The following is a 22,713-nucleotide window of genomic DNA, read 5'->3' as shown; positions in this document are numbered from 1 at the left end:
AGAACCATGACAGAAACCACCCGACGCAGCGTGCTTACGGCCGCGGCCGCGATGACCGCCGCAGGTCTTGCTGAAGCGGCGCCCGCCGCTGCACAGGCCGCGCCCAAGCCGATCTTCGCGGTGCCGATGGTCACGATTCCGATCGTCGGCGAAACGGATGTGTTCCAGGTCCGCCGTATCTACTGCATCGGTCGCAACTATGCCGCGCATGCGATCGAGCGCGGCTCGGATCCGAACCGCGAGCCGCCGTTCTTCTTTCAGAAGCCGACCGACGCGATCCAGAATGTCGCGCTCGGCGAGGTCGCCGATCACCCCTACCCGTCATTGACCAAGAACTACCACCACGAGGTCGAGCTGGTCGCCGCATTGAAATCCGGCGGCACCAACATCGCGCCCGAGAAGGCGCTCGATCACGTCTATGGCTACGCCCTCGGCCTCGATATGACCCGGCGCGATCTCCAGAACGGCATGGCCGCAGAGAAGAAGCCCTGGGAGATCGGCAAGAGCTTCGACCATGCCGCGGTGCTCGGCCCGATCCACCCGGCGAGCAAGACCGGCCATTTCGAGAAGGGCGCCATTTCGCTCGCGGTGAATGGCACCGTGCGCCAGAGCTCCGATCTCGGCAAGATGATCTGGAGCGTCGCCGAGCAGATCGCAAAACTGTCGGAAGCGTTCGAGCTCAAGGCCGGCGACATCATCTATTCCGGCACGCCGGAGAATGTCGGCCCGGTCGTGAAGGGCGACGTGCTCCTGTGCAAGCTCGAGGGCTTGCCTGACATGTCGATCAGGATCGTCTGACTTCTTGCTTCTTCCCGCCTGCGGGGAGAAGCGCGGATTGCGCTACGTTGACGGCCTCCGCTGGACCCCACGATGGACGGCGGAGGCCTTTGAATTGCCCGAGTTCCATCGGCCGCTGCCCTGTGTTGGGCAACGAACAAACCTCAAGCGGCCATATTTGAGTCAGAGTGATCTTCGGTGAGGGAGGCGCTCTGATGAAAAAAGTTCTGATCACTGCCATCGTGATGCTGGCTGGTGTACCAGCAAGCGCCGTTGCGCAGGAGCGCGCGGGCTCTGCGGCGCTCGGAGCCGTGTCCGGCGCGGTCGTGCTGGGGCCGGTCGGTGCTGTTGCGGGCGCGGTGATCGGCTATACCGCCGGTCCTTCCATCGCCCGGTCATGGGGCGTGAGAGGTTCGCGCTCGCCAAGACACCGGCAGCCGCCACGCCGCGAGGCGTACGGGACCGCCGCCACCACTTCCTCGCAACGCACGCGCGAGGCGATGGAGGCCAACGGTCAGATGAGGGCGGCCGGCAATCCGCCGGTTCAAGCCGCTCCCGTGGTGCAACCGGCTCAAGTTGCGCCGGCGGCGACCACGACGCCACCCATTCAGGGGTTCGACTGAAACGACTCCAGGGCCGCGGCGATCTTCGGCCGCAGCCGGTCCACCGTCCGCGCGACCAATCCTCTAGAGTTGGCCGAGGATCTTCTTCGCGGCGCGAAGATGCGGCTTGTCGATCATCTGGCCGTCGAGCCGCAGCGTGCCGGAGTTCGGATTGCTCGCGAACGCCGCGATCACCTTCTCCGCCCATGTCCGCTCGGCGTCCGTTGGCGCGAATGCCGCATTGACGATGTCGACATGCTTGGGATGGATCAGCGCCTTCGCCGAAAAGCCGTCGCGCCGCGCGGCGCGGGTTTCCTGCTCGAGGCCTGCGAGATTGTCGATGTCGGTATAGACAGTGTCGATCGGCGCCACTTCCGCCGCGGCCGCCGCCATCAGGCAGAGATCGCGCGCGAGGCGATAGGGGCTGTGGAACACGCCACCCGAGGCTTTTTCGGTGGCGCCCAGCGAGGCCGAAAGATCTTCCGCGCCCCACATCAAGCCGGCAAGGCGCGGGGAGCAGCCCTTGTAGCTGCCGAGCCCGAAGATCGAGCTGGCGGTTTCCGTCGCGACACAAACGATGCGCGTCGCGCCTGATGTGATGCCGGATGCTGCTTCCAGCGCTTCAAGCCAAGTCGCGACCTGGCGCACGTCGTCGCCGCCTTGCGATTTCGGCAGCACGATGCCGTCGGGCTTGCCGGGCATTACCGCGGCAAGGTCGGTGAGCGTCATGCCGGTATCGAGCGCGTTGACGCGGACATAGAGCTGGTGCGGGCCGGGGCGGCTGTTGAGCATCGCAAGCGTCAGGTTGCGCGCCTCCGGCTTCTTGTCGGCGACGACGGAGTCTTCGAGGTCGATGATCAGCGCGTCGGCCTTGCCTTCGCTGGCCTTCTCGAATTTGCGCGGGGAATCGCCCGGTACGAACAGCATCGAACGCATCAAACTGGCCTCTTGTGCATCATCGCCATGCGGCGGCATTTGCCGACGATCTCGTCGTTCTGGTTCAAGGCGTGGTGCTCGAACTCGACGATGCCCGCTTTCGGGCGCGATTTGGATTCTCTCAACGACAGCACCTTCGTCGTCGCCCGCAAGGTGTCGCCATGGAAGACCGGCTTTGGAAAAGTCACGTCGGTCATGCCGAGATTGGCGACGGTGGTGCCCAAGGTCGTATCATAGACCGTCATGCCGATCATGATGCCGAGGGTGTAAAGGCTGTTGAAAATGCGCTGGCCGAATTCGGTCTTTTCGGCGAAATGCGCGTCGATGTGCAGCGGCTGCGGATTGAGCGTCAGCAGGCTGAATAGGGTGTTGTCCATTTCCGTGACGGTCCGGGCCAGCGGATGCCTGAACTCCTGGCCCACGGAAAAGTCTTCGAAATAGAGTCCGGCCATCGCGGTTTCCCTCCCTGCGAAATAACGGCGCGCGCGTAGCTTTGCGCCGCATGACGCTATGCATGTTAGACACAGTTGATAGACAAATTCACGTATCTGCATGCGGTTTTTCGAGCTAAAGAACGAGAAGCGAAGGCATGTCGGGCGCGGCAGGCGGCCATGGCCTTTACGCGGGGAACGCGATCGGGAGATGGCGCCATCGCGGCTCCCAACAAGGAGACCAAGACTATGGATTTCGCGCTCACCGATCAGCAGGAAGCCATTCGCGACGCCATCGCCAAGATCTGCGAAGGCTTTCCCGACGCCTATTGGCTGAAGAAGGATCACGACGGCGGCTTCCCGCACGACTTCCACAAGGCGCTGGCCGACGCCGGCTGGCTCGGCATCTGCGTTCCGGAAGAATATGGCGGCTCGGGCCTCGGCATCACTGAAGCTGCGATCATGATGCGCACCATCGCAGAGTCAGGTGCCGGCATGTCCGGCGCCTCCGCGGTGCATATCAACGTGTTCGGTCTCAACCCCGTCGTCGTGTTCGGCACCGAGGAGCAGCGCAAGCGCATGCTGCCGCCGATGGTCGAGGGCCGCGAGAAGGCGTGCTTCGCCGTCACCGAGCCGAACACCGGGCTCAACACCACCCAGCTCAAAACCCGCGCCGTCGCCAAGAACGACCGCTACATCGTCAACGGCCAGAAGGTGTGGATCTCGACCGCGCAGGTCGCGCACAAGATTTTGCTGCTCGCGCGCACCACGCCGCTGGAGGAAGTGCGTTCGCCGACCCACGGCCTCAGCCTGTTCTACACGGACTTCGACCGCAAGAAGATCAAGGTCCACGAGATCGAGAAGATGGGCCGCAAGATGGTCGATTCCAACGAGCTGTTCTTCGAGGATTTTGAGATTCCGATGGAGGACCGCATCGGCGAAGAAGGCCGCGGCTTCGAATATATCCTGGAAGGCATGAATCCCGAGCGCATCCTGATCGCAGCCGAAGCGGTTGGCCTCGGCAAGCTCGCGCTGTCGCGCGCGACCGAATACGCCAAGACGCGCGTTGTGTTCAATCGTCCGATCGGCAAGAATCAAGGTATTCAGCATCCGCTCGCGATAAACTGGGTCGAGCTCGAGGCGGCCTGGCTGATGGTGATGTCGGCGGCCTGGCAATACGACAAGGGCATGCCCTGCGGCGCGGCAGCCAATGCCGCCAAATATCTTGCGGGCGAGGCTGGCTTCTCCGCCTGCGAGCAGGCGGTGATGACCCATGGCGGCTTCGGCTATGCCAAGGAATTTCACGTCGAACGCTATTTGCGCGAGATCCTGATCCCGCGCATCGCGCCGGTCAGTCCGCAGCTCGCACTGAGCTTCATCGCGGAAAAGGTGCTGGGGCTCGCCAAATCGTACTAAAAACAAGTCGTACCAGAGGACGCCAGGCGCTAGCTTAGTTCGGCCGCGATCCGCTCCATCGCCATGGCGCGGAGTTTTGCGCGCTGGATCTTGACGCCATTGGCGCTGTCAGTAACGGGGAAGGCGTCCACGACGTAGATCCGCGCCGGAATCTTGTAGCCGGCAAGCCGCTCGCGCAGGTGTGCTGTCAGCACCTCCTGACGCGGCGAGGTGCCTGCAGGAATGACGAAGGCGACGCAGCGCGCCTGGCCCTTCAGATCGACCGCGACGACCTGCGCGTCGGCAACGCCGGCGCAGGACTTGAGCTCGTCCTCGATCTCGCCGGGCGCGACCAGGAAGCCGCCGAGCCGCATGGCATCGCCTGCGCGGGTCTCGTAGACAAAAGCGCCGCCGCGCAGGCGACCGATATCGCCGGTGCGGAAGAAGCCGTCCGCGCTGATGGCATCGCGCGTCGCCTCGGGATTGCCGAAATATCCGAGGAAGCGCGACGGCGCGCTGATCTCGATCTCGCCGGATATGCCGGGGACTGTGAGCTCGCCGGTCTCGGTGTCGCGCACGCGGACCTTTGCGTCCGGTGACATCGGCCAGCCGCCGCCCTCGATGCGGTCGGCGAAGGCGTCGCTGGCGCGGCCGATCGAGAACAGCGCCTGCACCTCGCTCGATCCGTAGAGGCCGTACAGCGGCAGGCCGCGTGCCTCGGCCTCCGCAGCCAGCTCGCGCCAGCCAGGCTGGAACGCCGCGAAGCCGCAGATTTCCAGATGCGGGAACGGCGCGTCGGTCAGCGCAAGGATGCGGCGAAACATCTCGTCGGAGCCGAAGGTGTGGGTGATCTTGTGCTCGCCAAGGATCTTCAGCGCCGGCGCCGCCTCGAAGGCGTCGAGCACGTGGACGGTGGCGCCGGCGGCAAAGAAGCCGAGCAGGCTCGTCATGCCGAAGGTGCCGCAGAACGGTAGCATCGCCAGCAGCGCGTGACGTTGCGCCGAAAGCTGGAGCGCCGTGGCAACGGAGTGGGCGTGGGTCGCAAGCGTCCGCTGCGAATGCGCGACCAGCTTTGGCCCTTTGGTCGTGCCCGATGTCGTGTAGAGCAGCACGGGCAGATCGACGTCATCCTGAGATGGAGCCGGGGGGCAAGGCTTGTCGAAGGCGTCGAAGCGTACACAGGGCCATTGCGCAGGGATCGCATCCGCGCCGACCACCGCGAGCTTTTGCAGGGCGGGCACATCGTCCCCGGCGATATCGGCGAGAATGGCGGCGAAATCGATCGAGCGGAACGCCGTCTCGATCACCAACAGCTTTGCTCCCGATAGCTTCAGGAGATGCGAGACTTCCGCGCTGCGATAGCGCGTATTGACGGCGGCGACGATCGCACCGAGCCTGGCGGCGGCAAACAGCAGTGCAATCCATTCGACGCGGTTGACCAGCCAGACCGCCACGACGTCGCCCTTGCCGATACCCTGCGCGGCAAGCCAGGCTGTGGTCTGCTCGACCTTCCGAGCAAATTCCGCGCGCGAGACCGGCCTACCGTCAAACACGAAGGCGGGATCGGCTGTAGTGTCCGATCCGATCAGCGAATGCAGTGAAACACCGTCATCATGCATGGCCACCGGAGTAGCCCGATCGCGCAAACCTGTCTACTTGGTGCCGAACATCCGGTCGCCGGCATCGCCGAGACCCGGCACGATGTAGCCGTGATCGTTGAGCCGCTCGTCGATCGCGGCGGTCCAGATCGGCACGTCGGGATGCTCGCTCTCGAACTGCGCGATACCCTCCGGGGCCGCCAGCAGGCAGACGAAGCGGATGTCTCGGGCGCCGCGATCCTTCAGCAGGGAGGCGCCGGCGCAGGCCGAGTTGCCGGTCGCCAGCATCGGGTCCATCAGGATCACAGTACGGTCGGATAGGTCCTGCGGAGCCTTGAAGTAATATTCCACGGCCTGCAAGGTCTCAGGGTCGCGGTAGAGCCCGATATGGGCGATGCGGGCCGAGGGCATCAGCGCCAGCATGCCGTCGAGAAAGCCGACGCCGGCGCGCAGGATCGGCGCCAGCGTGAGCTTCTTGCCGGCGATCTTGGGCGCCTGCATCGGGGCGATCGGCGTCTCGATGTCGACCAGTTCGAGCGGCAGATCGCGCGTCACCTCGTAACCGAGCAGCATCCCGATCTCGTTCAGGATCTCGCGAAAGCTCTTGGTCGAGCGGTCCTTCTCCCGCATCAGCGAGAGCTTGTGCTGGACCAGGGGGTGGGCGACGACGTTGACGCTGCTTGTGCTCATGCGGCCGATCTAACACGGTTCCGCGAAGCGGCGCCAGATCGGCCGGGGCGTTTTCCGCAGGGGACGAAACGGCCTCGCCGGGCTGTGCGACTGCGGTATGTGCCATGTTGCCCCCCTCGTGGGCAGCCATGGTCAATTCGGATCTAGACGCCGAGCCCGCGTGCCGCGAGCGTGATCACGATCGTCAAGATCGCGCCCCAGATCAGGCTCAGCGTCATGATCAGGATCGTCGTGGTGACCGCGTGCTCGAGATGTCCCTTGAGAAGCGGCATGCTAGCTGTCCGAGGCGGGCGCAGCGGTGGCGCGCAGGCCGAGCAGCAGCGCGGCCATCAGCACGAGCAGCACGGCGATCTTGAGCTCGATCATATCGCGTTACCTCGCAGCCAAGCGCGCCAGAAGCCGCCCGGCATGTTCCGCAAGCGCGATAAGCGTATTGCCGCGATTCTCGATATCGAGCTCGAAGGTCTCGACGGGAAACACCAGCGCGCATCGTGCCGGCGCGCTCTGACGGTTGGCAAAGTCGACGGCCGAGCTCTTGAACAGGAACAGGCCGCCGATGCGTCCGCGCGCCTCGCGTGCGACCCAGAGGCCAGCGGCATTGCGGCCGATGAAGAAGGCCGGAATGGCGTCGCTGACGATGTCGGGGTCCAGCGGCTTGAGCTCCGTCGCAGCCCACCGCCGCGGCTGGCGATGATCAGCTTGAAGAGCAATCGCGGCCATGGCGGCCTCCTCACACATCTGCAAGGTCATTGGTGGTCTCCATTGCCGTCAGGCGTGGAGGTGCCAAACATAAATGGCGGTCTTCAGCGCGATGAACGCGGCTAGGACACCGCCCATCGTGAGCACGGCTAGCGCACGCAGTGCGAAATGCTTGAGCTGGGCCTTGCGTTCCCTGGAGATCAGCGCCGGGCGTTCAGCCCAGCCGGAGGGCCGTTCAAAGCCCTGAGTCAACATCGACATGTCAGAAGTCCTTGTCTTAGGAGCGACGCGACAGTCGCCCCAACCTGCCTCACATGATGCGCATTGCAGCATAGGAATGCGAGACGGGCGGCGGTGTAGTCGTATAGGAGCGTCATAAAGGCGCCCCTATGCGCCGATGCCGTCGATCAGCTCTTCATCGGCAATCGCCACGAAGGCCCTGATGACCTCGGCCCGAGCTGCGTCATCCAGCGGTACGATCGGCAGCCTGGTCGCCGGCGACATCAGGCCCAGCGTGTTCAGCGCATATTTGAGTGCCGCCGGGCTCTCCTTGCTGAGGCACGCGATCAGCGGAACGAGGCGCTTATACAGGTAGCGCGCGGTTTGCAGACGGCCCTGCCTGACTTGCGAGAAAATCGTGCGGCAGAGATCCGGCGCAATGTTGGAGACCTCCGAGATTGCGCCGTCGCCGCCGCCGGCGATATGGGCGAAGGCGGTGGCATCGTCGCCGGACAGCAACCGAAAGCCCGCCGGCAGCAGCCGGTTCAGGCGCATCGGCCGGGTGACATCGCCGCTGCCGTCACGCAAGCCGACGAACTGGCGGGATTCGACCAGACGCAGCAGCGTCTCGTCGGCGAGCGGGCGCAGCGTGCGGGACGGAACATCGTGCAAGATCACGGGCAGTCCTGTCGAGGCGGCAATCGTGCGGAAATGCGCGAGCATGCCCTCCTGCATCGGCTTGTTGTAGGCGGGCACCACCGACATGATGGCATCGGCACCGGCGGCCTCCGCGCGGCGCGCGAGCTCGACGGCGCGGCTGGTCGCATTCGACATCGCGCCCGCGATGACTCGCACGCGACCACGGGCGACGTCGACCGCGGTGCGAATGACGAGCTCCCGCTCGGCGGGCGAAAGCGTTGGCGCTTCGCCCGCCGTCTCGCAGACCACGAGCGCGGGAACACCGGCCGCGACCTGGCGCTCGCATAGTGCGGCGAACGCCTTCAGATCAATTGCACCCGACGCATCGAACGGCGTCGGCAGATCCGGAATGAAGCCGGTGAACCAGGCTGATGGAGGGATGAACATGATGAGTCGCCTGAAGGCGCCGGCTTAGGCGGCGCGCTGCGAGACGCCGGGGTTCTTGCCCATCTCGAGCTCGATCTCGCGCGGCAACTCGACGTTGGTCTCGGGGTGCTGTCCGTTCTCGAACAGGGCGTATTTGAGGGCCTCTGCGCGGCTGACGAACAGGCCGCCATAGAGGCCGTGCTGCTCCTGCGCGATCCACTGACCGCGACGGTTCTTGCCGATGAAGACAATGCTGGAGAGGGAGCTGCACGAAGGAGGTTCGACGAGTTTCACGGAGGTGGTCCTTCCAATTGACGGGCGCAGCGGGATCTCGTCCCGCTGATCGCCCGATCAATATCTTTCTCAATGGATAGGATTTCGAGAGAGAGCGCGCGGCGATCTCATAGGAACGCCATAAGACTCGCGAGCAGTTCAGCTAACATTCTCGCAGGCGACCGGCTCATAGAGGGGGTCGATGGCAGGGCGCACGCTGGGAACGCTTGGCCGTGAGGCTTCCACGGCCAGCGCCTGCACTTCCACGAAAGCCGACATCAGCGCGATTGCGAGATCGCCATGGCAGCCCTCGACGGCCGCATCGAGCCAGTCCGGCAGTTCGCGTTCACGCGACAGCGCGCAATGCCACTCACCCTCGTCATAGGCGATGCGGCGGACGTGCCACAGCGGTAGCTCGAGCTCCATCAGCGCAAGCGCGACATCGGTCCAGGCCTCGGCGTCGATCAGCTGCATCAGGCGAGCGGTGCGCTCGCTTTGGCGGAGCGAGGGGATTCGTCGGCAGGCCTTGTCCATGATCTCGCGCATCAGCGGACCGGTCATGCCTTGCGCATTGCGCAAATGGTCGCTGAGCGAAGGGAAATCGTAGTGTCGGAAAGCGACGGTCATGTCAGGCCTCCTGGAAGTGGTGTCGGTCAGTCGGCCGGCCTCTTCAGGATGGCGGGATGAGCATTGGAAAACGAGATGGGGCGCGGGTGGGAGATATAGGAATCTCATAAAGGTGGGATACGAGCGGTGAGGGGTGCAATGCGCTTCCATACCCCGCCGTCATCCCCGCGAACGCGGGAATCCATAACCACAGGGGAGATGTTGTGGGACCAGGCTGGTCACTACGAGTCCTCGCCAGACATCTCCCTGGGGTATGGGTTGCGGATCTGCGCTTCGCTTGTCCGGGACGATAGCGGAGGTTGCCGTGCGACTACGAGTCGACCGCACCGTCCGCCCTTTATGAGATTCCTATAACTTCGCCATAGCCCTCGTCTCGAAAACCTATGTCCGTGGTGGCACTTCAATGCGGTGAAAGGTCCCGGCTGGCAACTGTTGCACATGCGTTGCACTTGATACAACGCAAGCTGTCTGCCGGGAAAGAGAGACATGGTTGCCTCCTGAACAGGGCGCAACGAGGAGTTTTCCCATGATGGACATTCTGATGCTGGCGCTGGGCTTCGGCTTCTTCGCGCTCGCGATCGGTTATACCTACGCTTGCGAACGGCTTTGAGGGAGCGGACCATGATCTTCGATTATTCGCTCGCTGGGGTCGTTTCGCTGGGGCTCCTGTTCTACCTCACCTATGCGCTGCTGCGGCCGGAACGATTCTGAGCCGTGCTGCTGCTTGTCGAATTGCTGCTGGCCGACGTTGCGCTCGTCGGCTGCTTGCTTGCGGTGCTGCTGCCGCTGTTGCGCCGGACACCAAGCCTGAAGGGTTAATGCCATGACTGTGATCGGTTGGCTCCAGATCGTTCTGTTCTGCGTTGTCATCGTCGCGCTGACCAAGCCGCTCGGCTATTACATGACGCGCGTGTTCAATGGCGAGAAGACGTTTCTCTCGCCGGTGTTGCGTCCGATCGAGGCCGGCATCTACTGGATTTCGGGCGTCGACGAGAAGCGCGAGCAGCATTGGTTGACCTACACGGTCGCCATGCTGCTGTTCCATGTCGGCGGCTTCCTCATCATCTACGGCGTAATGCGCTTGCAGGCTGTGCTGCCCTTCAACCCGGCCGGGCAGGTCGCCGTGGCCGAGGATCTCTCCTTCAACACCGCGATCTCCTTCATCACCAACACCAACTGGCAGAACTATGGGGGCGAAAGCACGATCTCTTATCTCGTGCAGATGGTGGGCCTGACTCATCAGAACTTCCTGTCGGCCGCGACCGGCATCGCGCTTGCCGTGGCGCTGATCCGTGGTTTCTCGCGTGCCTCGATGCGCACGGTCGGAAATTTCTGGGTCGACGTCACCCGCTGTACGCTCTACGTGCTGCTGCCGATCTGCGTCGTCTACACGCTGTTCCTGGTCTCGCAGGGCATGCCGCAGACGCTCGGCGACTATGTCGAGGCGACGGCTCTCGAAGGCGCCAAGCAGACCATCGCGGTCGGCCCGGTGGCATCGCAGGTCGCGATCAAGATGCTGGGCACCAATGGCGGCGGCTTCTTCAATGCCAATGCAGCACACCCGTTCGAGAACCCGACCGCGCTGTCGAACTTCGTGCAGATGCTGTCGATCTTCGCGCTGGGCGCCGCGCTGACCAACGTGTTCGGCCGCATGGTTGGCAACCAGCGCCAGGGCTGGGCCATCCTCGCCGTGATGGGCGTGCTGTTCATCGCCGGCGTCACCGTCACCTATTGGGCGGAAGCAAGCGGCACCTCGACGCTGCAGGCGCTCGGCCTCACCGGCGGCAACATGGAGGGCAAGGAAGTCCGCTTCGGCATCGTCGCGTCCTCGCTGTTCGCCGTGATCACCACCGCCGCCTCCTGCGGCGCGGTCAACGCCATGCATGACAGTTTTACCGCGCTCGGCGGCATGATCCCGCTGATCAACATCGAGCTCGGCGAAATCATCGTCGGCGGCGTCGGCGCCGGCATGTACGGCATGCTCCTTTTCGTCATTCTGGCGATCTTCGTCGCCGGCCTGATGGTCGGCCGCACGCCCGAATATGTCGGCAAGAAGATCGAGGCGCGCGAGGTCAAGATGGCGATGCTGGCCATCCTGGTGCTGCCGCTGATGATCCTTGGCTGGACCGCCGTCGGCGTGGTCTATCCGGCGGCGGTCGCCTCGATGGCGAACGCCGGCCCGCACGGCTTCACCGAGGTGCTCTACGCTTACACCTCGGGAACCGGCAACAACGGCTCGGCCTTTGCGGGCCTCACCGGCAACACCTTCTTCTACAACCTCACGCTGGGCTGCGCGATGTTCGTCGGCCGCTTCTTCATGATCGTGCCGGCGATGGCGATCGCGGGCTCGCTTGCAGGGAAGAAATCGATCCCGCCGTCCATGGGCACGTTCCCGACTACGGGCGGGCTGTTCGTCGGCCTCGTCGTCGGCGTGATTCTCATCATGGGCGGCCTGACCTTCTTCCCGGCGCTCGCGCTCGGCCCGATCGTCGAGCATCTCGCGATGAACGCCGGCAACCTCTTCTGATTTCCGGAGTGACCTCCATGGATACGATGAAACTGCAAAAGCGTGCCCCGATGTCGGCAATGCTCGATCCGAAAATCGTGCTGCCCGCGATCCGCGCGTCCTTCGCCAAACTCAATCCGCGGCTGATGGTGAAGAACCCCGTCATGTTCGTGGTCGAGGTCGTGGCTGCGCTCACCACGGTGATCTTCTTGCGCGACCTCGTCACGGGCGGGATGAACCTCGGCTTCACTTTTCAAATCATTCTCTGGCTCTGGTTCACGGTGCTGTTCGCGAACTTCGCCGAGGCGGTGGCCGAGGGCCGCGGCAAGGCGCAGGCGGATTCGCTGCGCAAGACCCGCACCGAAAGCCAGGCCAAGCTCCTTAACGGTGCAGGTCATGACTTCAAGCTTGTGCCGGGCACGAGCTTGAAGGTCGGTGACATCGTGCTGGTCGAGGCGGGAGATACGATTCCGTCCGATGGCGAGGTGATCGAGGGCGTTGCTTCCGTCAACGAGGCCGCCATCACCGGTGAGTCCGCGCCTGTCATCCGCGAGTCCGGTGGCGACCGTTCGGCGGTCACGGGCGGCACGCAGGTGCTGTCCGACTGGATCCGCGTCCGCATCACCGCGGCACAGGGCTCGACCTTCATCGACCGCATGATCAAGCTGGTCGAGGGTGCCGAGCGGCAGAAGACGCCGAACGAGATCGCGCTCAACATCCTGCTCGCCGGCCTCACCATCATCTTCGTGTTCGCCACCGTCACCATCCCGAGCTATGCGGCTTATGCCGGCGGCTCGATCTCGATCATCGTGCTGGTCGCGCTGTTCGTGACGCTGATCCCGACCACGATCGGTGCGCTGCTCTCGGCGATCGGCATCGCCGGCATGGACCGCCTGGTGCGCTTCAACGTGCTGGCAATGTCGGGCCGCGCGGTCGAGGCCGCTGGCGACGTCGACACTCTGCTGCTCGACAAGACCGGCACCATCACCCTCGGCAACCGCCAGGCGACGGCGTTCCGTCCCGTTCGCGGCGTGACCGAGCAGGAACTGGCGGATGCCGGCCAGCTTGCCTCGCTCGCCGACGAGACCCCTGAAGGTCGTTCAATCGTCGTGCTGGCGAAGGAGAAGTACGGCATCCGCGGTCGCGACATGGCCGAGCTTGGCGCGACCTTCGTTCCGTTCACGGCGCAGACCCGTATGAGCGGCGTTGATGCCGGTGGCTCGTCGGTGCGCAAGGGCGCTGTCGATGCAATCTTGAACTACATCGGTGGCGGAGCAGCACAGGCCGTCGCAACTGGCAATGCCGTTCGTGCCGTTCAGCCTTCGCTCAACTCGGACACCGCGCGGGAGATCCAGACGATTTCCGACGAGATCGCAAAGGCCGGCGGCACGCCGCTTGCCGTTGCGAAGGACGGCCGTCTGCTCGGCGTGATCCAACTCAAGGACATCGTCAAGGGCGGCATCCGTGAGCGCTTTGCCGAACTGCGCCGCATGGGCATTCGCACCATCATGATCACAGGCGATAATCCGATGACGGCTGCCGCGATCGCAGCGGAAGCCGGCGTCGACGATTTCCTGGCGCAGGCTACGCCCGAGGACAAGCTCAAGCTGATCCGCGAGGAACAGGCCAAGGGCAAGCTGGTCGCCATGTGCGGCGACGGTACCAACGATGCGCCGGCGCTGGCGCAGGCCGACGTCGGTGTCGCCATGAACACCGGCACGCAAGCCGCCCGCGAGGCTGGCAACATGGTCGATCTCGATTCCAACCCAACCAAGCTGATCGAGGTGGTCGAGATCGGCAAGCAGCTTCTGATGACGCGCGGTGCGCTGACGACGTTCTCGATCGCCAACGACGTCGCAAAGTATTTTGCGATCATCCCGGCGATGTTCCTGGCGTTCTACCCGCAGCTCAACGTGCTGAACGTCATGAACCTGTCGAGCCCGCGGAGCGCGATCCTGTCGGCGATCATCTTCAACGCGCTTATCATCATCGGCCTGATTCCTCTGGCTCTGAAGGGCGTCGCCTATCGCGCGGTCGGCGCCGGCGCGTTGCTTCGGCGTAACCTCTTGATCTACGGCCTCGGCGGCATCGTCATTCCCTTTATCGGCATCAAGGCAATCGACCTCGTCGTCGTTGCCTTGCACCTGGCTTGAGTTCGTCATTGCGAGCGAAGTGAAGCAATCCAGAAATGTCTCCGCGGTTGACAGCCTGGATTGCTTCGTCGCTTCGCTCCTCGCGATGACGAGAGAAACTGGAGAAAATACATGCTCAGAGAAATCCGCCCCGCCATCGTCCTTCTGCTGGTGCTCACCGCCATCACAGGCCTGGCCTATCCGCTCGCCATGACCGGCATCGCCGGCGCGATCTTCCCCGCCAAGGCGCAAGGCAGCCTGATCGAGAAGGACGGCAAGGTGATCGGCTCCGCCCTGATCGGGCAGGAGTTCAAGGACGATAAATATTTCCATGGCCGCCCCTCGGCGACGCTGGCGCCGGACCCCAATGATTCGACCAAGACAGTGTCCGCGCCCTACAACGCGGCCAATTCCGGCGGCTCCAATCTCGGCCCGACCAGCAAGGCGCTGGCCGACCGGCTGAAGGAGGATGTGGACAAGCTTAAGGCCGAGAACCCGAATGCCCCCGTTCCGGTCGATCTGGTCACGACCTCGGCGAGCGGTCTCGACCCCGACATTTCGCCTGAGGCCGCGCAATTCCAGGTGCCGCGGGTGGCAAAGGCGCGCAATATTCCGGAAGAGTCGCTTAAGACACTCGTCGCCGCCAACACCGAGGGCCGTTGGCTCGGCCTGCTCGGCGAACCCAGGGTTAACGTTCTGGCGCTGAATCTCGCGCTGGATCGTGCGTCCGCGAAGTAGCGTCTAGGCCGGCAATATCAGGATGATTATATTGGCCTGATGGTTCAGCAGCGCCGCGATCCCGAACAACGTCCATCGCCCGAGGCGCTGCTGGAAGCCGCGCGCCGGGAGGAGAGCGCGAGCGGCAAGCTGAAGATCTTCGTCGGCGCCGCCCCCGGCGTCGGCAAGACCTACGAGATGCTGCAGAGCGCCCATGCCCGGCGCAAGGCCGGCATCGACGTCGTGGTCGGCTTCGTCGAGACCCATGGCCGCGCCGAGACCGAGGCGCTGGTGCGGGGACTGGAGGTCGTCCCGCGCAAGCGGCTCGACTATCGCGGCCAGATCGTCGAGGAGATGGACCTCGATGCCGTGATCGCGCGGCGGCCGAAGATCGCATTGGTCGACGAGCTCGCGCACACCAATGCCCCCGGCAGCCGTCATCCCAAGCGCTATCTCGACGTCGAGGAGCTGCTCTCCCACGGCATCGACGTCTATACCGCCGTCAACATCCAGCATATCGAGAGCCTGAACGACGTCGTCGCCCAGATCACCCATGTCCGGGTCCGCGAGACCGTGCCGGATTCGATCTTCGACCGCGCCGATGCGATCGAGCTGATCGACCTCACGCCCGACGACCTGATCCAGCGCCTGCGTGAAGGCAAGGTCTACGTTCCCAAGCAGGCCGAGCGGGCGCTGGAGCATTACTTTTCGCCGGGCAACCTGACTGCGCTGCGCGAACTGGCGCTGCGGCGCACGGCAGAGCGCGTCGACGAGCAGCTGCTCAATCACATGCAGGCGAACGCCATCGCAGGCCCGTGGGCCGCGGGCGAGCGCATCCTCGTCTGCGTCAGCGAGGATCCGCGCGCGGCCGGGCTCGTGCGTTATACCAAGCGGCTGGCCGATCGGCTGCATGCGCAATTCACCGCGATCTCGATCGAGACGCGACGCTCGCTCCAGCTCTCGGACCAGGAGCGTGACCGGCTGGCGGACACGCTGCGGCTTGCGGAATCGCTGGGCGGCGAGGCGCTGACGATTCCCGCGGTCGGCCGCCGCATCGCCGACGACGTCATCAATTTCGCGCAAGGCAACAACGTCACCCAGATCGTGATCGGCAAGTCGACCCGCTCGCGCTGGTTCGAGATGGCGCGCGGCTCTGTCGTGCACGATCTGGTGCGCCGTGCCGGCAATATCAGCGTTCATGTCATCCCCGGCGACGAGCTGTTGGACGAGGCGGCGCCGAAGACGGCCGTGCAGACCGCCGCGCGGACCGAACCGTTCAATCCGCTGCCCTATCTCAAATCGCTCGGTGTCGTGCTGGTCGGCCTCGGCGCCGCAGAGCTGCTTCAACCGCGGTTCGGCATCGAGAATGTTGACCTCGTGCTGCTCACCGCGGTGGTCGCGGTCGCGGTGCGCTACGGCTTGTGGCCGTCGCTGCTTGCGAGCATCGCAGCCTCATTGGCCTATAATTTCTTCTTCCTGCCGCCGGTCTACACCTTCACCATCACCGATCCGACCAATGTCGCGGCGTTCTTTTTCTTCATGCTGATCGCGATCCTGGTGTCCAATGTGGCGGCGCGCGTGCGCACGCAGGCCGACACCGCGATCGGCCGCATCAGGACCACTGAGCAGCTTTACGCCTTCAGCCGCAAGCTCGCCGGCACGGCCACGCTCGATGACGTGCTGTGGGCCTCGGCCTATCAGATCGCGCTAATGCTGAAAGTTCGCGTGGTGCTCCTGCTGCCGGAGGATGGCCTGTTGACGGTGAAATCAGGCTATCCGCCCGAGGACCAGCTCGACCAGGCCGATCTTGCCGCCGCCAACTGGGCCTGGAGCAATGACCGCCCCGCCGGCCGTGGCTCGGATACGTTGCCGGGCGCCAAGCGGCTGTTCCTGCCGATGCGCACCGGGCGCGGTCCGATCGGCGTGATCGGCATCGACAATGATCGCACCGGCCCGCTGCTGACGCCGGACCAGCGCCGGCTGCTGGACGCGCTGGTCGACCAGGGCGCGCTCGCGATCGAGCGCGTGCTGCTGGTCGAGGACATGGACCGGGTCAAGCGCACCGTCGAGTCCGAACGACTTCGCTCGGCTTTGCTGACCTCGATTTCCCACGATCTGAAAACGCCGCTCGCGTCTGTGCTGGGGGCGGCCTCGACCATGCGCGATCTCGCCGGCGCGCTGTCCGACACCGAGAAGCGCGATCTGCTGGCGACCGTGATCGACGAGTCCGAGCGGCTCAACCGCTTCATTGCCAATCTGCTCGACATGACCAAGCTCGAATCCGGCGCCATCGTGCCCAACACGGCGCTGCACGATCTCGGCGAGATCGTCGGCAGCGCACTGCGGAGGGCCTCGAAGATCCTGACAGCTCACAAGGTGGAGCTGATCCTGGCTGCCGATCTGCCGATGCTCGAGCTCGACGCGGTGTTGTTCGAGCAGGTGCTGTTCAACCTGCTCGACAATGCGGCAAAATATTCACCGGCTGAGACCACCATTGCAATCAAGAGCCGGCGCGAGGGCGACCAGGTGGTGCTTGATATCGTGGACGAGGGTGCCGGCATTCCGCCCATTGAGCTCGAAAGCGTGTTCGACAAGTTCTATCGCGTGCAGAAAGGCGACCATGTCCGTCCCGGCACCGGGCTCGGGCTTGCCATCTCGCGCGGTTTCGTCGAAGCCATGCGCGGCACGATCTCGGCTGCCAATCGCAGCGACCGCAGCGGCGCCATCCTCACCATTCGTCTGCCGGTTCCGGCGCAGACCAAAGCATTGGATACCGCCGCATGAGTGCTGCCCCGATCAAGGTTTTGGTGATCGACGACGAGCCGCCGATCCGCAAGCTGTTGCGGATGGGGCTATCGACGCAGGGCTACGAGATCCTGGAGGCGTCGAACGGCAAGGTCGCGCTGGAGAAGCTCAGCGAAGAGCCCGCGCTGATCATTCTCGATCTCGGCCTGCCCGACATCCAGGGCCATGAGCTGCTGCGCACCATCCGCGCCCGCAACGAGAGCGTGCCGATCGTGGTGCTGTCGAGCCGCGGCGACGAGGCCGGCAAGGTGCAGGCGCTCGATCTCGGCGCCGATGATTATCTGACCAAGCCGTTCGGCATGGACGAGCTTCTGGCGCGCCTGCGCGCCGCACTACGGCATCAGTTGCAGGTGCAGGGTGAGCGTCCGGTGTTTCGCACTGGGGATCTCTCGGTCGATCTCGTCCGCCGCATCGTCAAGCTCGGCGAGCGCGAAATCAAGCTATCGCCGAAGGAATACGATCTCCTGCGCGTGCTGGTCCAGCATGCCGGCAAGGTGCTGACCCACAGATTCCTGCTCAAGGAGCTCTGGGACGAGCTGACCGACGCGCAATATCTGCGCGTCTACGTCCGCCAGCTCCGCCAGAAGATCGAAGCCGATCCGGAGCGCCCGCAATATGTGCTGACGGAGACGGGGATCGGGTACCGGCTGAAGGCGGGGGATTGACTTCCTGTTGGGACGCGATTCTGCTTCCATATCGTCATTGCGAGCGCAGCGAAGCAATCCAGAGTCCCTCCGCGGAACGATCCTGGATTGCTTCGCTGCGCTCACAATGACGGAGCAAATCAACCCGCCTTCCTCTGCCGCGCTGTGGATCGGTGCGTCTTCTTGGCAGCGTGCCGCCGCCCCGTCGCCCGTCGCGCATGCGACTTCGCCGCGGTTTTCTTCCCGCCGCGCCCCTTCAAGCTCTGCTTCAGCGCATCCATCAGGCTGACAACATTGCTCGGCCGCTCCTCGGGCTCCGGCAATTCGATCTTCTTACCGCTGGCCTTGCGCTTCACCAGCGCCTTCAGCGCGGTTTCGTAGTCGTCCTTAAACTTACTGGGATCGAAATGCGCGGCCTTGGTATGCAGGATGTGGCCGGCGAGCTCGACCATGTCCTTGGTGATCTTCGGGCTCTTGATGTTGTCGAAAAACGCGTCCTCGTCGCGCAGCTCGTAAGGAAAGCGCAGCGTGGTGCCGAGCAGGCCCTTGCCGAGCGGCTCGATCGCGATGATGTGCTCGCGATTGGTCAGCACGATCTTGGCGAGCGCCACGCGATCCTGGTCCTTCATGGCGTCGCGGATCACGGCAAAGGCGTCGATCGCAGCCTTGCCTTCGGGCGCAATGTAATAGGGGTGGTTGAGATAGCGCTGATCGATCTCCTCGCTCGGCACGAAGCTCTCGATGTCGATGGTGTGGTTGCTCTCGATCTGCACGGCCTCGAGCTCCTCCGGCTCGATCTCGACATATTTGCCCTTGCGCAACTCGTAGCCGCGGCCTTTCTGGTCGCTCTCGACGACGTCGCCGGTCTCGGCATCCACCATCTGCTGCTTGAGCCGGTTGCCGGTCTCGCGGTTGATCATGTGAAACCGTGTCTTCTCGGCAGCCGTGGTCGCCGGATAGAGCACGACCGGGCAACTGACCAGCGAGAGTTTCAACGTTCCCTTCCAATAGGCGCGCGGGGCCATTCCATTCTCCAGTGATTTCAACGCGTTTTGGAACTCCAACCACCCGCCAGGGTTTTGGTTCCGGGTGGGACTTTTGCCGTGATAGGCTTCAACGCGATTAGAGGATGTGGGACCGGTCGTGCTGCAAAAACTCTCCACCTATCGAAAGAAGCGTGACTTCGAAAAGACGCCCGAACCGTCGGGCAAGGCAGCGGTCGCGCCGTCAAAGCAACGGCGCTTCGTGATCCAGAAACATGATGCGACCCGGCTGCATTACGACCTTAGGCTCGAATTCGACGGCGTGTTCAAGTCCTGGGCGGTAACCAAAGGACCCTCGCTCAATCCGCAGGACAAGCGGCTGGCGGTGGAAGTCGAGGACCATCCGCTCGACTATGGCGATTTCGAAGGAACGATCCCCGAAGGGCAGTATGGCGGCGGCACCGTGATGCTGTGGGACCGCGGCACCTGGGAATCCGATGATCCCGAAGCCGGCTTCAAAAAGGGCGACCTCAAATTCACCCTGCATGGCGACAAGCTGCACGGCAGCTGGGTGCTGGTTCGCATGCGCAATCGCAGCGGCGAGAAGCGCACCAACTGGCTGCTGATCAAGCACCGCGACGACTATGCCAGCGAGGACGAGGATATTTTGGCGGAGGACAAGTCCGTGGCCTCCGGCCGTGCGATGGAACAGATCGCAGGCGGGAAGGGGCGCGCGCCAAAACCGTTCATGCTGGCGAAGAGCAAGGGCAAGGCCGATGCGGTCTGGCAATCCAACCGGGCCGAAGAGACGAAAGGGCGCACGGTCAAGCCTGCGCCCCGCGCGGCGCTGAAGAGCGGCAAAACGTTGAAGAAGAAAGCGACGACTGCGACGACGGCCAAGAAGGCCTCGGAGATGCCTGACTTCGTGGAGCCGCAGCTCTGTACCCCGGTAGAGCGGCCGCCGGCGTCGGATGGCTGGTGCCACGAGATCAAGTTCGACGGCTACCGTGTTCAGCTGCGCGTCGAGGACGGCGAGGCGACGCTGAAGACGCGCAAGGGCCTCGACTGGACCGAGAAGTTCGCATCGATCGCCAAGGAGGCGAACGGGTTGCCCGACGCGCTGATCGACGGCGAGATCGTCGCCCTCGACCACAATGGCGCGCCGAACTTTTCCTCGCTGCAGGCCGCCCTGTCGGACGGCAAGACCGAGGAGCTGATCTTCTTCGCCTTCGATCTGCTTTTCGCCGAGGGCCTCGACTATCGCCGCCTGCCGCTCGGCGAGCGCAAGGAACGCCTCAAGGAATTGCTGGAGACGCGCAAGACGAAGGCGAGCCAAATCCGTTATGTCGAGCATTTCGAGAGCGGCGGCGAGGCGGTGTTGCAATCGGCCTGCAAGCTCGAGCTTGAAGGCGTGGTGTCGAAGAAGCTGGACGCGCCATATCGTTCGGGCCGCACCGAGAGCTGGACGAAGGCCAAATGTCGCGCCGGGCACGAGGTCGTCATCGGCGGCTACAAGACCACCAATGGAAAATTCCGCTCTCTGATGGCGGGCGTGCATCGGGGCGATCATCTCGCCTTCGTCGGAATGGTCGGGACCGGCTTTGGTGCGGACAAGGTCAAGCGCATCATGCCGTCGCTGAAGACCCTGGAGGCCAAGGAAAGTCCCTTCGGCGGCAAGAATGCGCCGAGGAAAACTCGCGACGTGCACTGGCTGAAGCCCGAGCTCGTCGCCGAAATCGAGTTCGCCGGCTTTACGGCCGATGGCAATATCCGCCAGGCTGCCTTCAAGGGCCTGCGGCAGGACAAGCCGGCCGCGGAGGTCGAGGCGGAGACGCCCGTGGATACCAATCTGGCAAAACCCTCGGCCCGGAAGCGCGCCGCGCCGAAGGCCGACAAGCGAAAGGACTCCGGCACTGCCGAGGTCATGGGCGTCGTCATCTCGAAGCCGGACAAGGAGCTGTGGCCTGACGGCGGCGACGGTGAGGGCGTGACGAAGCTCGATCTCGCGCGCTATTTCGAGGCCGTCGGCGCCTGGATGATCGAACATCTGAAGGGCCGTCCCTGCTCGATCCTGCGCGCACCCGACGGCATCTCCGGCGAGAAGTTCTTTCAGCGCCACGCCATGCAGGGCACATCGAACCTGCTCGAGCTCGCCAAGGTCTCGGGCGATCGCAAGCCCTATTTGCAGATCGACCGCGTCGAGGGGCTCGCTGCGGTCGCGCAGATAGGCGGCGTCGAACTGCATCCCTGGAATTGCGCGCCTGACGCCTATGATACCCCGGGCCGCCTGGTGTTCGACCTCGATCCGGCACCGGATGTGAAGTTCGCCGATGTCGTCGAGGCGGCCAAGGAGATGAGGAAGCGGCTCGCCGACGTCGGCATGGAGAGCTTTTGCAAGACCACCGGCGGTAAGGGTCTCCACGTCGTGGTGCCGCTGCTCCACGGCGCGCGCGACAAAGTGAGCTGGAAAGAAGCTAAAGCCTTCGCGCAAGGCGTTTGCCGGCGGATGGCCGATGACGATCCCGAGCGCTACCTGCTCAACATGTCCAAGAAGCTGCGCAACGGGAAGATCTTTCTGGACTATCTACGCAATGATCGTCTGTCCACCGCGGTGGCGCCGCTGTCGCCGCGTGCGCGCGATGGTGCGACCGTGTCGATGCCGGTGACCTGGGCCCAGGTGAAGGGCGATCTCGATCCGAAGCGCTACACGGTGCGGACTGTGCCGGGCCTTTTGGCGCGATCGAAGGCGTGGGAGGGCTATGATGATGCGGCCGCGTCGATCAAGGCGGCGATCAAGAAGCTGGCGGGGAAAACGAAGTAGGCCGGAGCTACGGGCGCAACTCCCGTAAGGTGGGCAAAGCGGCGCGTGCCCACCATCTGCCTGTTACGGAGAGGGAAGGTGGGCACGGCGCAAGTGCGCCTTTGCCCACCCTACGCGATCTCGTGCTAGATCCGGCCCATCAGCAGCAGGATCAGCAGAATGACGATGACGAGCCCAAGGCCGCCGCCGCCGTAATAGCCGGTGCCGTAGAACGGGCCGCCGCCGATGCCGCTGAAGCCGCCGAGCAGCGCGATAACCAGGATGATCAGAATGATCGTACCGATAGACATGAGAATCTCCTCCAGCCCTTTGTCGAAAGGGTCGTTGCAACCTGTCCCGTTGTGCGGAGGGCAACTTGCCCAGGGTTTTAAAGTTCCGGATTTGAAACGGGGCGACGGCTCCAACTTGCATGGAACCTTTGCGTCTCCATCCGGCATCACTATGTGAGGATCAGTCACCACAGGGCAGGGCCATGTCAGCACCGCTTGTCGTCTCCATTCCGCATCGTCTCGGCCGCGAGGAGGCGGTGCGCCGGCTCAAGACCGGGCTCGGCCGCGCCGCCGCCAGCATTCCCGTGATGCAGGTCGAGGAGGAGCGCTGGAGCGGCGACACCATGAACTTTCGCATCCGCGCCCTCGGCCAGATCGCGAGCGGTCAGGTTGATGTCGCCGACGATCATGTGAAGGTCGAGGTGGTGCTGCCGTGGCTGCTGCAGCGCTTCGCCGAGATGGCGCAGGCGACCATCCACAAGCGCGGACAATTGCTGCTGACCAAGGATGAGGGGAAATGAGCG

General features: G+C 63.9%; 23 protein-coding genes. 11 read left to right on the top strand and 12 right to left on the bottom strand.

The features are described 5' to 3' along the window. Positions 1-6 precede the first annotated feature (6 nt). Together XI06_RS00360 and XI06_RS00355 are read left to right on the top strand one after the other, a co-directional pair. Positions 7-798, top strand: a complete 792-nt coding sequence (locus tag XI06_RS00360) for a fumarylacetoacetate hydrolase family protein (protein WP_237873839.1) — start codon at positions 7-9, stop codon at positions 796-798. 194 nt (positions 799-992) lie between these two features. Beyond that, positions 993-1,400, top strand: a complete 408-nt coding sequence (locus XI06_RS00355) for a hypothetical protein (RefSeq protein WP_271604363.1) — start codon at positions 993-995, stop codon at positions 1,398-1,400. Between the two features lie 63 nt (positions 1,401-1,463). Here XI06_RS00355 and XI06_RS00350 read toward each other — a convergent pair whose 3' ends face one another. Beyond that, positions 1,464-2,315 carry an HpcH/HpaI aldolase/citrate lyase family protein gene (locus XI06_RS00350; protein WP_237862653.1) on the bottom strand — a complete coding sequence of 284 codons (852 nt, stop codon included), beginning with the start codon at positions 2,313-2,315 and terminating at the stop codon, positions 1,464-1,466. Beyond that, entirely contained in the window at positions 2,315-2,767 is a 453-nt protein-coding gene (locus tag XI06_RS00345) for a MaoC family dehydratase (protein ID WP_237862652.1), read from the bottom strand. The genes XI06_RS00350 and XI06_RS00345 overlap by 1 nt, the downstream gene beginning before the upstream one ends. A 228-nt stretch (positions 2,768-2,995) precedes the next feature. Here XI06_RS00345 and XI06_RS00340 point away from each other — a divergent pair, with 228 nt between their 5' ends. Next, complete coding sequence (locus tag XI06_RS00340) at positions 2,996-4,162, top strand: acyl-CoA dehydrogenase family protein (RefSeq protein ID WP_237873865.1); 1,167 nt, start codon at positions 2,996-2,998, stop codon at positions 4,160-4,162. A gap of 29 nt (positions 4,163-4,191) precedes the next feature. On the opposite strand, the gene XI06_RS00335 is transcribed toward XI06_RS00340, so the two are convergent. From XI06_RS00335 to XI06_RS00300, 8 genes are all read right to left on the bottom strand, one after another. Further along, entirely contained in the window at positions 4,192-5,760 is a 1,569-nt protein-coding gene (locus XI06_RS00335; protein WP_271604555.1) for an AMP-binding protein, read from the bottom strand. A 33-nt stretch (positions 5,761-5,793) separates the two neighbouring features. After that, the gene (upp, locus tag XI06_RS00330) at positions 5,794-6,429 is read right to left on the bottom strand and encodes a uracil phosphoribosyltransferase (RefSeq protein WP_128950108.1); all 636 of its coding nucleotides are present in this window, start codon (positions 6,427-6,429) and stop codon (positions 5,794-5,796) included. 143 nt (positions 6,430-6,572) lie between these two features. Continuing rightward, positions 6,573-6,701, bottom strand: a complete 129-nt coding sequence (locus XI06_RS00325; protein ID WP_271604362.1) for a hypothetical protein — start codon at positions 6,699-6,701, stop codon at positions 6,573-6,575. A gap of 100 nt (positions 6,702-6,801) precedes the next feature. Beyond that, the gene (locus XI06_RS00320; RefSeq protein WP_271604361.1) at positions 6,802-7,179 is read right to left on the bottom strand and encodes a hypothetical protein; all 378 of its coding nucleotides are present in this window, start codon (positions 7,177-7,179) and stop codon (positions 6,802-6,804) included. An 18-nt stretch (positions 7,180-7,197) separates the two neighbouring features. After that, positions 7,198-7,389 (bottom strand): hypothetical protein, encoded by a 192-nt coding sequence (locus XI06_RS00315; RefSeq protein ID WP_237891393.1) that lies wholly within the window; start codon positions 7,387-7,389, stop codon positions 7,198-7,200. A 126-nt stretch (positions 7,390-7,515) separates the two neighbouring features. Next, the gene (gene dapA / locus XI06_RS00310) at positions 7,516-8,433 is read right to left on the bottom strand and encodes a 4-hydroxy-tetrahydrodipicolinate synthase (RefSeq protein WP_237891394.1); all 918 of its coding nucleotides are present in this window, start codon (positions 8,431-8,433) and stop codon (positions 7,516-7,518) included. Positions 8,434-8,457: 24 nt separating this feature from the next. Continuing rightward, positions 8,458-8,706, bottom strand: coding sequence for a hypothetical protein (locus XI06_RS00305; RefSeq protein ID WP_271604360.1), 249 nt, complete (start codon positions 8,704-8,706; stop codon positions 8,458-8,460). 138 nt (positions 8,707-8,844) lie between these two features. Further along, a complete protein-coding gene (locus XI06_RS00300) occupies positions 8,845-9,312 on the bottom strand; it encodes a hypothetical protein (protein ID WP_237873829.1) in 468 nt (155 codons plus the stop codon). Positions 9,313-9,933: 621 nt separating this feature from the next. Here XI06_RS00300 and XI06_RS00295 point away from each other — a divergent pair. From XI06_RS00295 to XI06_RS00270, 6 genes are all read left to right on the top strand, one after another. After that, positions 9,934-10,023, top strand: coding sequence for a K(+)-transporting ATPase subunit F (locus tag XI06_RS00295; RefSeq protein ID WP_007595755.1), 90 nt, complete (start codon positions 9,934-9,936; stop codon positions 10,021-10,023). Positions 10,024-10,135: 112 nt separating this feature from the next. After that, complete coding sequence (gene kdpA, locus XI06_RS00290; RefSeq protein WP_271604359.1) at positions 10,136-11,839, top strand: potassium-transporting ATPase subunit KdpA; 1,704 nt, start codon at positions 10,136-10,138, stop codon at positions 11,837-11,839. Positions 11,840-11,856: 17 nt separating this feature from the next. After that, positions 11,857-13,971 (top strand): potassium-transporting ATPase subunit KdpB, encoded by a 2,115-nt coding sequence (kdpB, locus tag XI06_RS00285; protein WP_271604358.1) that lies wholly within the window; start codon positions 11,857-11,859, stop codon positions 13,969-13,971. Positions 13,972-14,082: 111 nt separating this feature from the next. After that, positions 14,083-14,688: a K(+)-transporting ATPase subunit C gene (locus XI06_RS00280; RefSeq protein WP_237873827.1), complete on the top strand. Its 606-nt coding sequence runs from the start codon at positions 14,083-14,085 to the stop codon at positions 14,686-14,688. 39 nt (positions 14,689-14,727) lie between these two features. Beyond that, positions 14,728-17,451, top strand: a complete 2,724-nt coding sequence (locus tag XI06_RS00275; protein WP_237862642.1) for a sensor histidine kinase — start codon at positions 14,728-14,730, stop codon at positions 17,449-17,451. Beyond that, complete coding sequence (locus tag XI06_RS00270) at positions 17,448-18,137, top strand: response regulator (RefSeq protein WP_237862641.1); 690 nt, start codon at positions 17,448-17,450, stop codon at positions 18,135-18,137. The genes XI06_RS00275 and XI06_RS00270 overlap by 4 nt, the downstream gene beginning before the upstream one ends. Before the next feature lie 119 nt (positions 18,138-18,256). Here the strand turns inward: XI06_RS00270 and ku are convergent, their stop codons facing one another. Continuing rightward, positions 18,257-19,141, bottom strand: coding sequence for a non-homologous end joining protein Ku (gene ku, locus XI06_RS00265; RefSeq protein WP_237862640.1), 885 nt, complete (start codon positions 19,139-19,141; stop codon positions 18,257-18,259). A gap of 118 nt (positions 19,142-19,259) precedes the next feature. On the opposite strand from ku, the gene ligD reads away from it, so the two are divergent. After that, on the top strand, positions 19,260-21,920 hold the full coding sequence (gene ligD / locus XI06_RS00260) for a DNA ligase D (RefSeq protein WP_237873820.1): 2,661 nt from the start codon (positions 19,260-19,262) through the stop codon (positions 21,918-21,920). Positions 21,921-22,045: 125 nt separating this feature from the next. Here ligD and XI06_RS00255 read toward each other — a convergent pair whose 3' ends face one another. Continuing rightward, on the bottom strand, positions 22,046-22,210 hold the full coding sequence (locus XI06_RS00255; RefSeq protein WP_018318514.1) for a DUF3309 family protein: 165 nt from the start codon (positions 22,208-22,210) through the stop codon (positions 22,046-22,048). A gap of 182 nt (positions 22,211-22,392) precedes the next feature. Here XI06_RS00255 and XI06_RS00250 point away from each other — a divergent pair, with 182 nt between their 5' ends. Then, positions 22,393-22,710 carry a polyhydroxyalkanoic acid system family protein gene (locus XI06_RS00250; protein WP_271604357.1) on the top strand — a complete coding sequence of 106 codons (318 nt, stop codon included), beginning with the start codon at positions 22,393-22,395 and terminating at the stop codon, positions 22,708-22,710. Positions 22,711-22,713 lie beyond the last annotated feature (3 nt).

The organism is Bradyrhizobium sp. CCBAU 11434, assembly GCF_028128895.1.
GTDB classification, from domain to species: domain Bacteria; phylum Pseudomonadota; class Alphaproteobacteria; order Rhizobiales; family Xanthobacteraceae; genus Bradyrhizobium; species Bradyrhizobium zhengyangense.
This window is presented reverse-complemented; position numbering and strand designations above follow the sequence as displayed.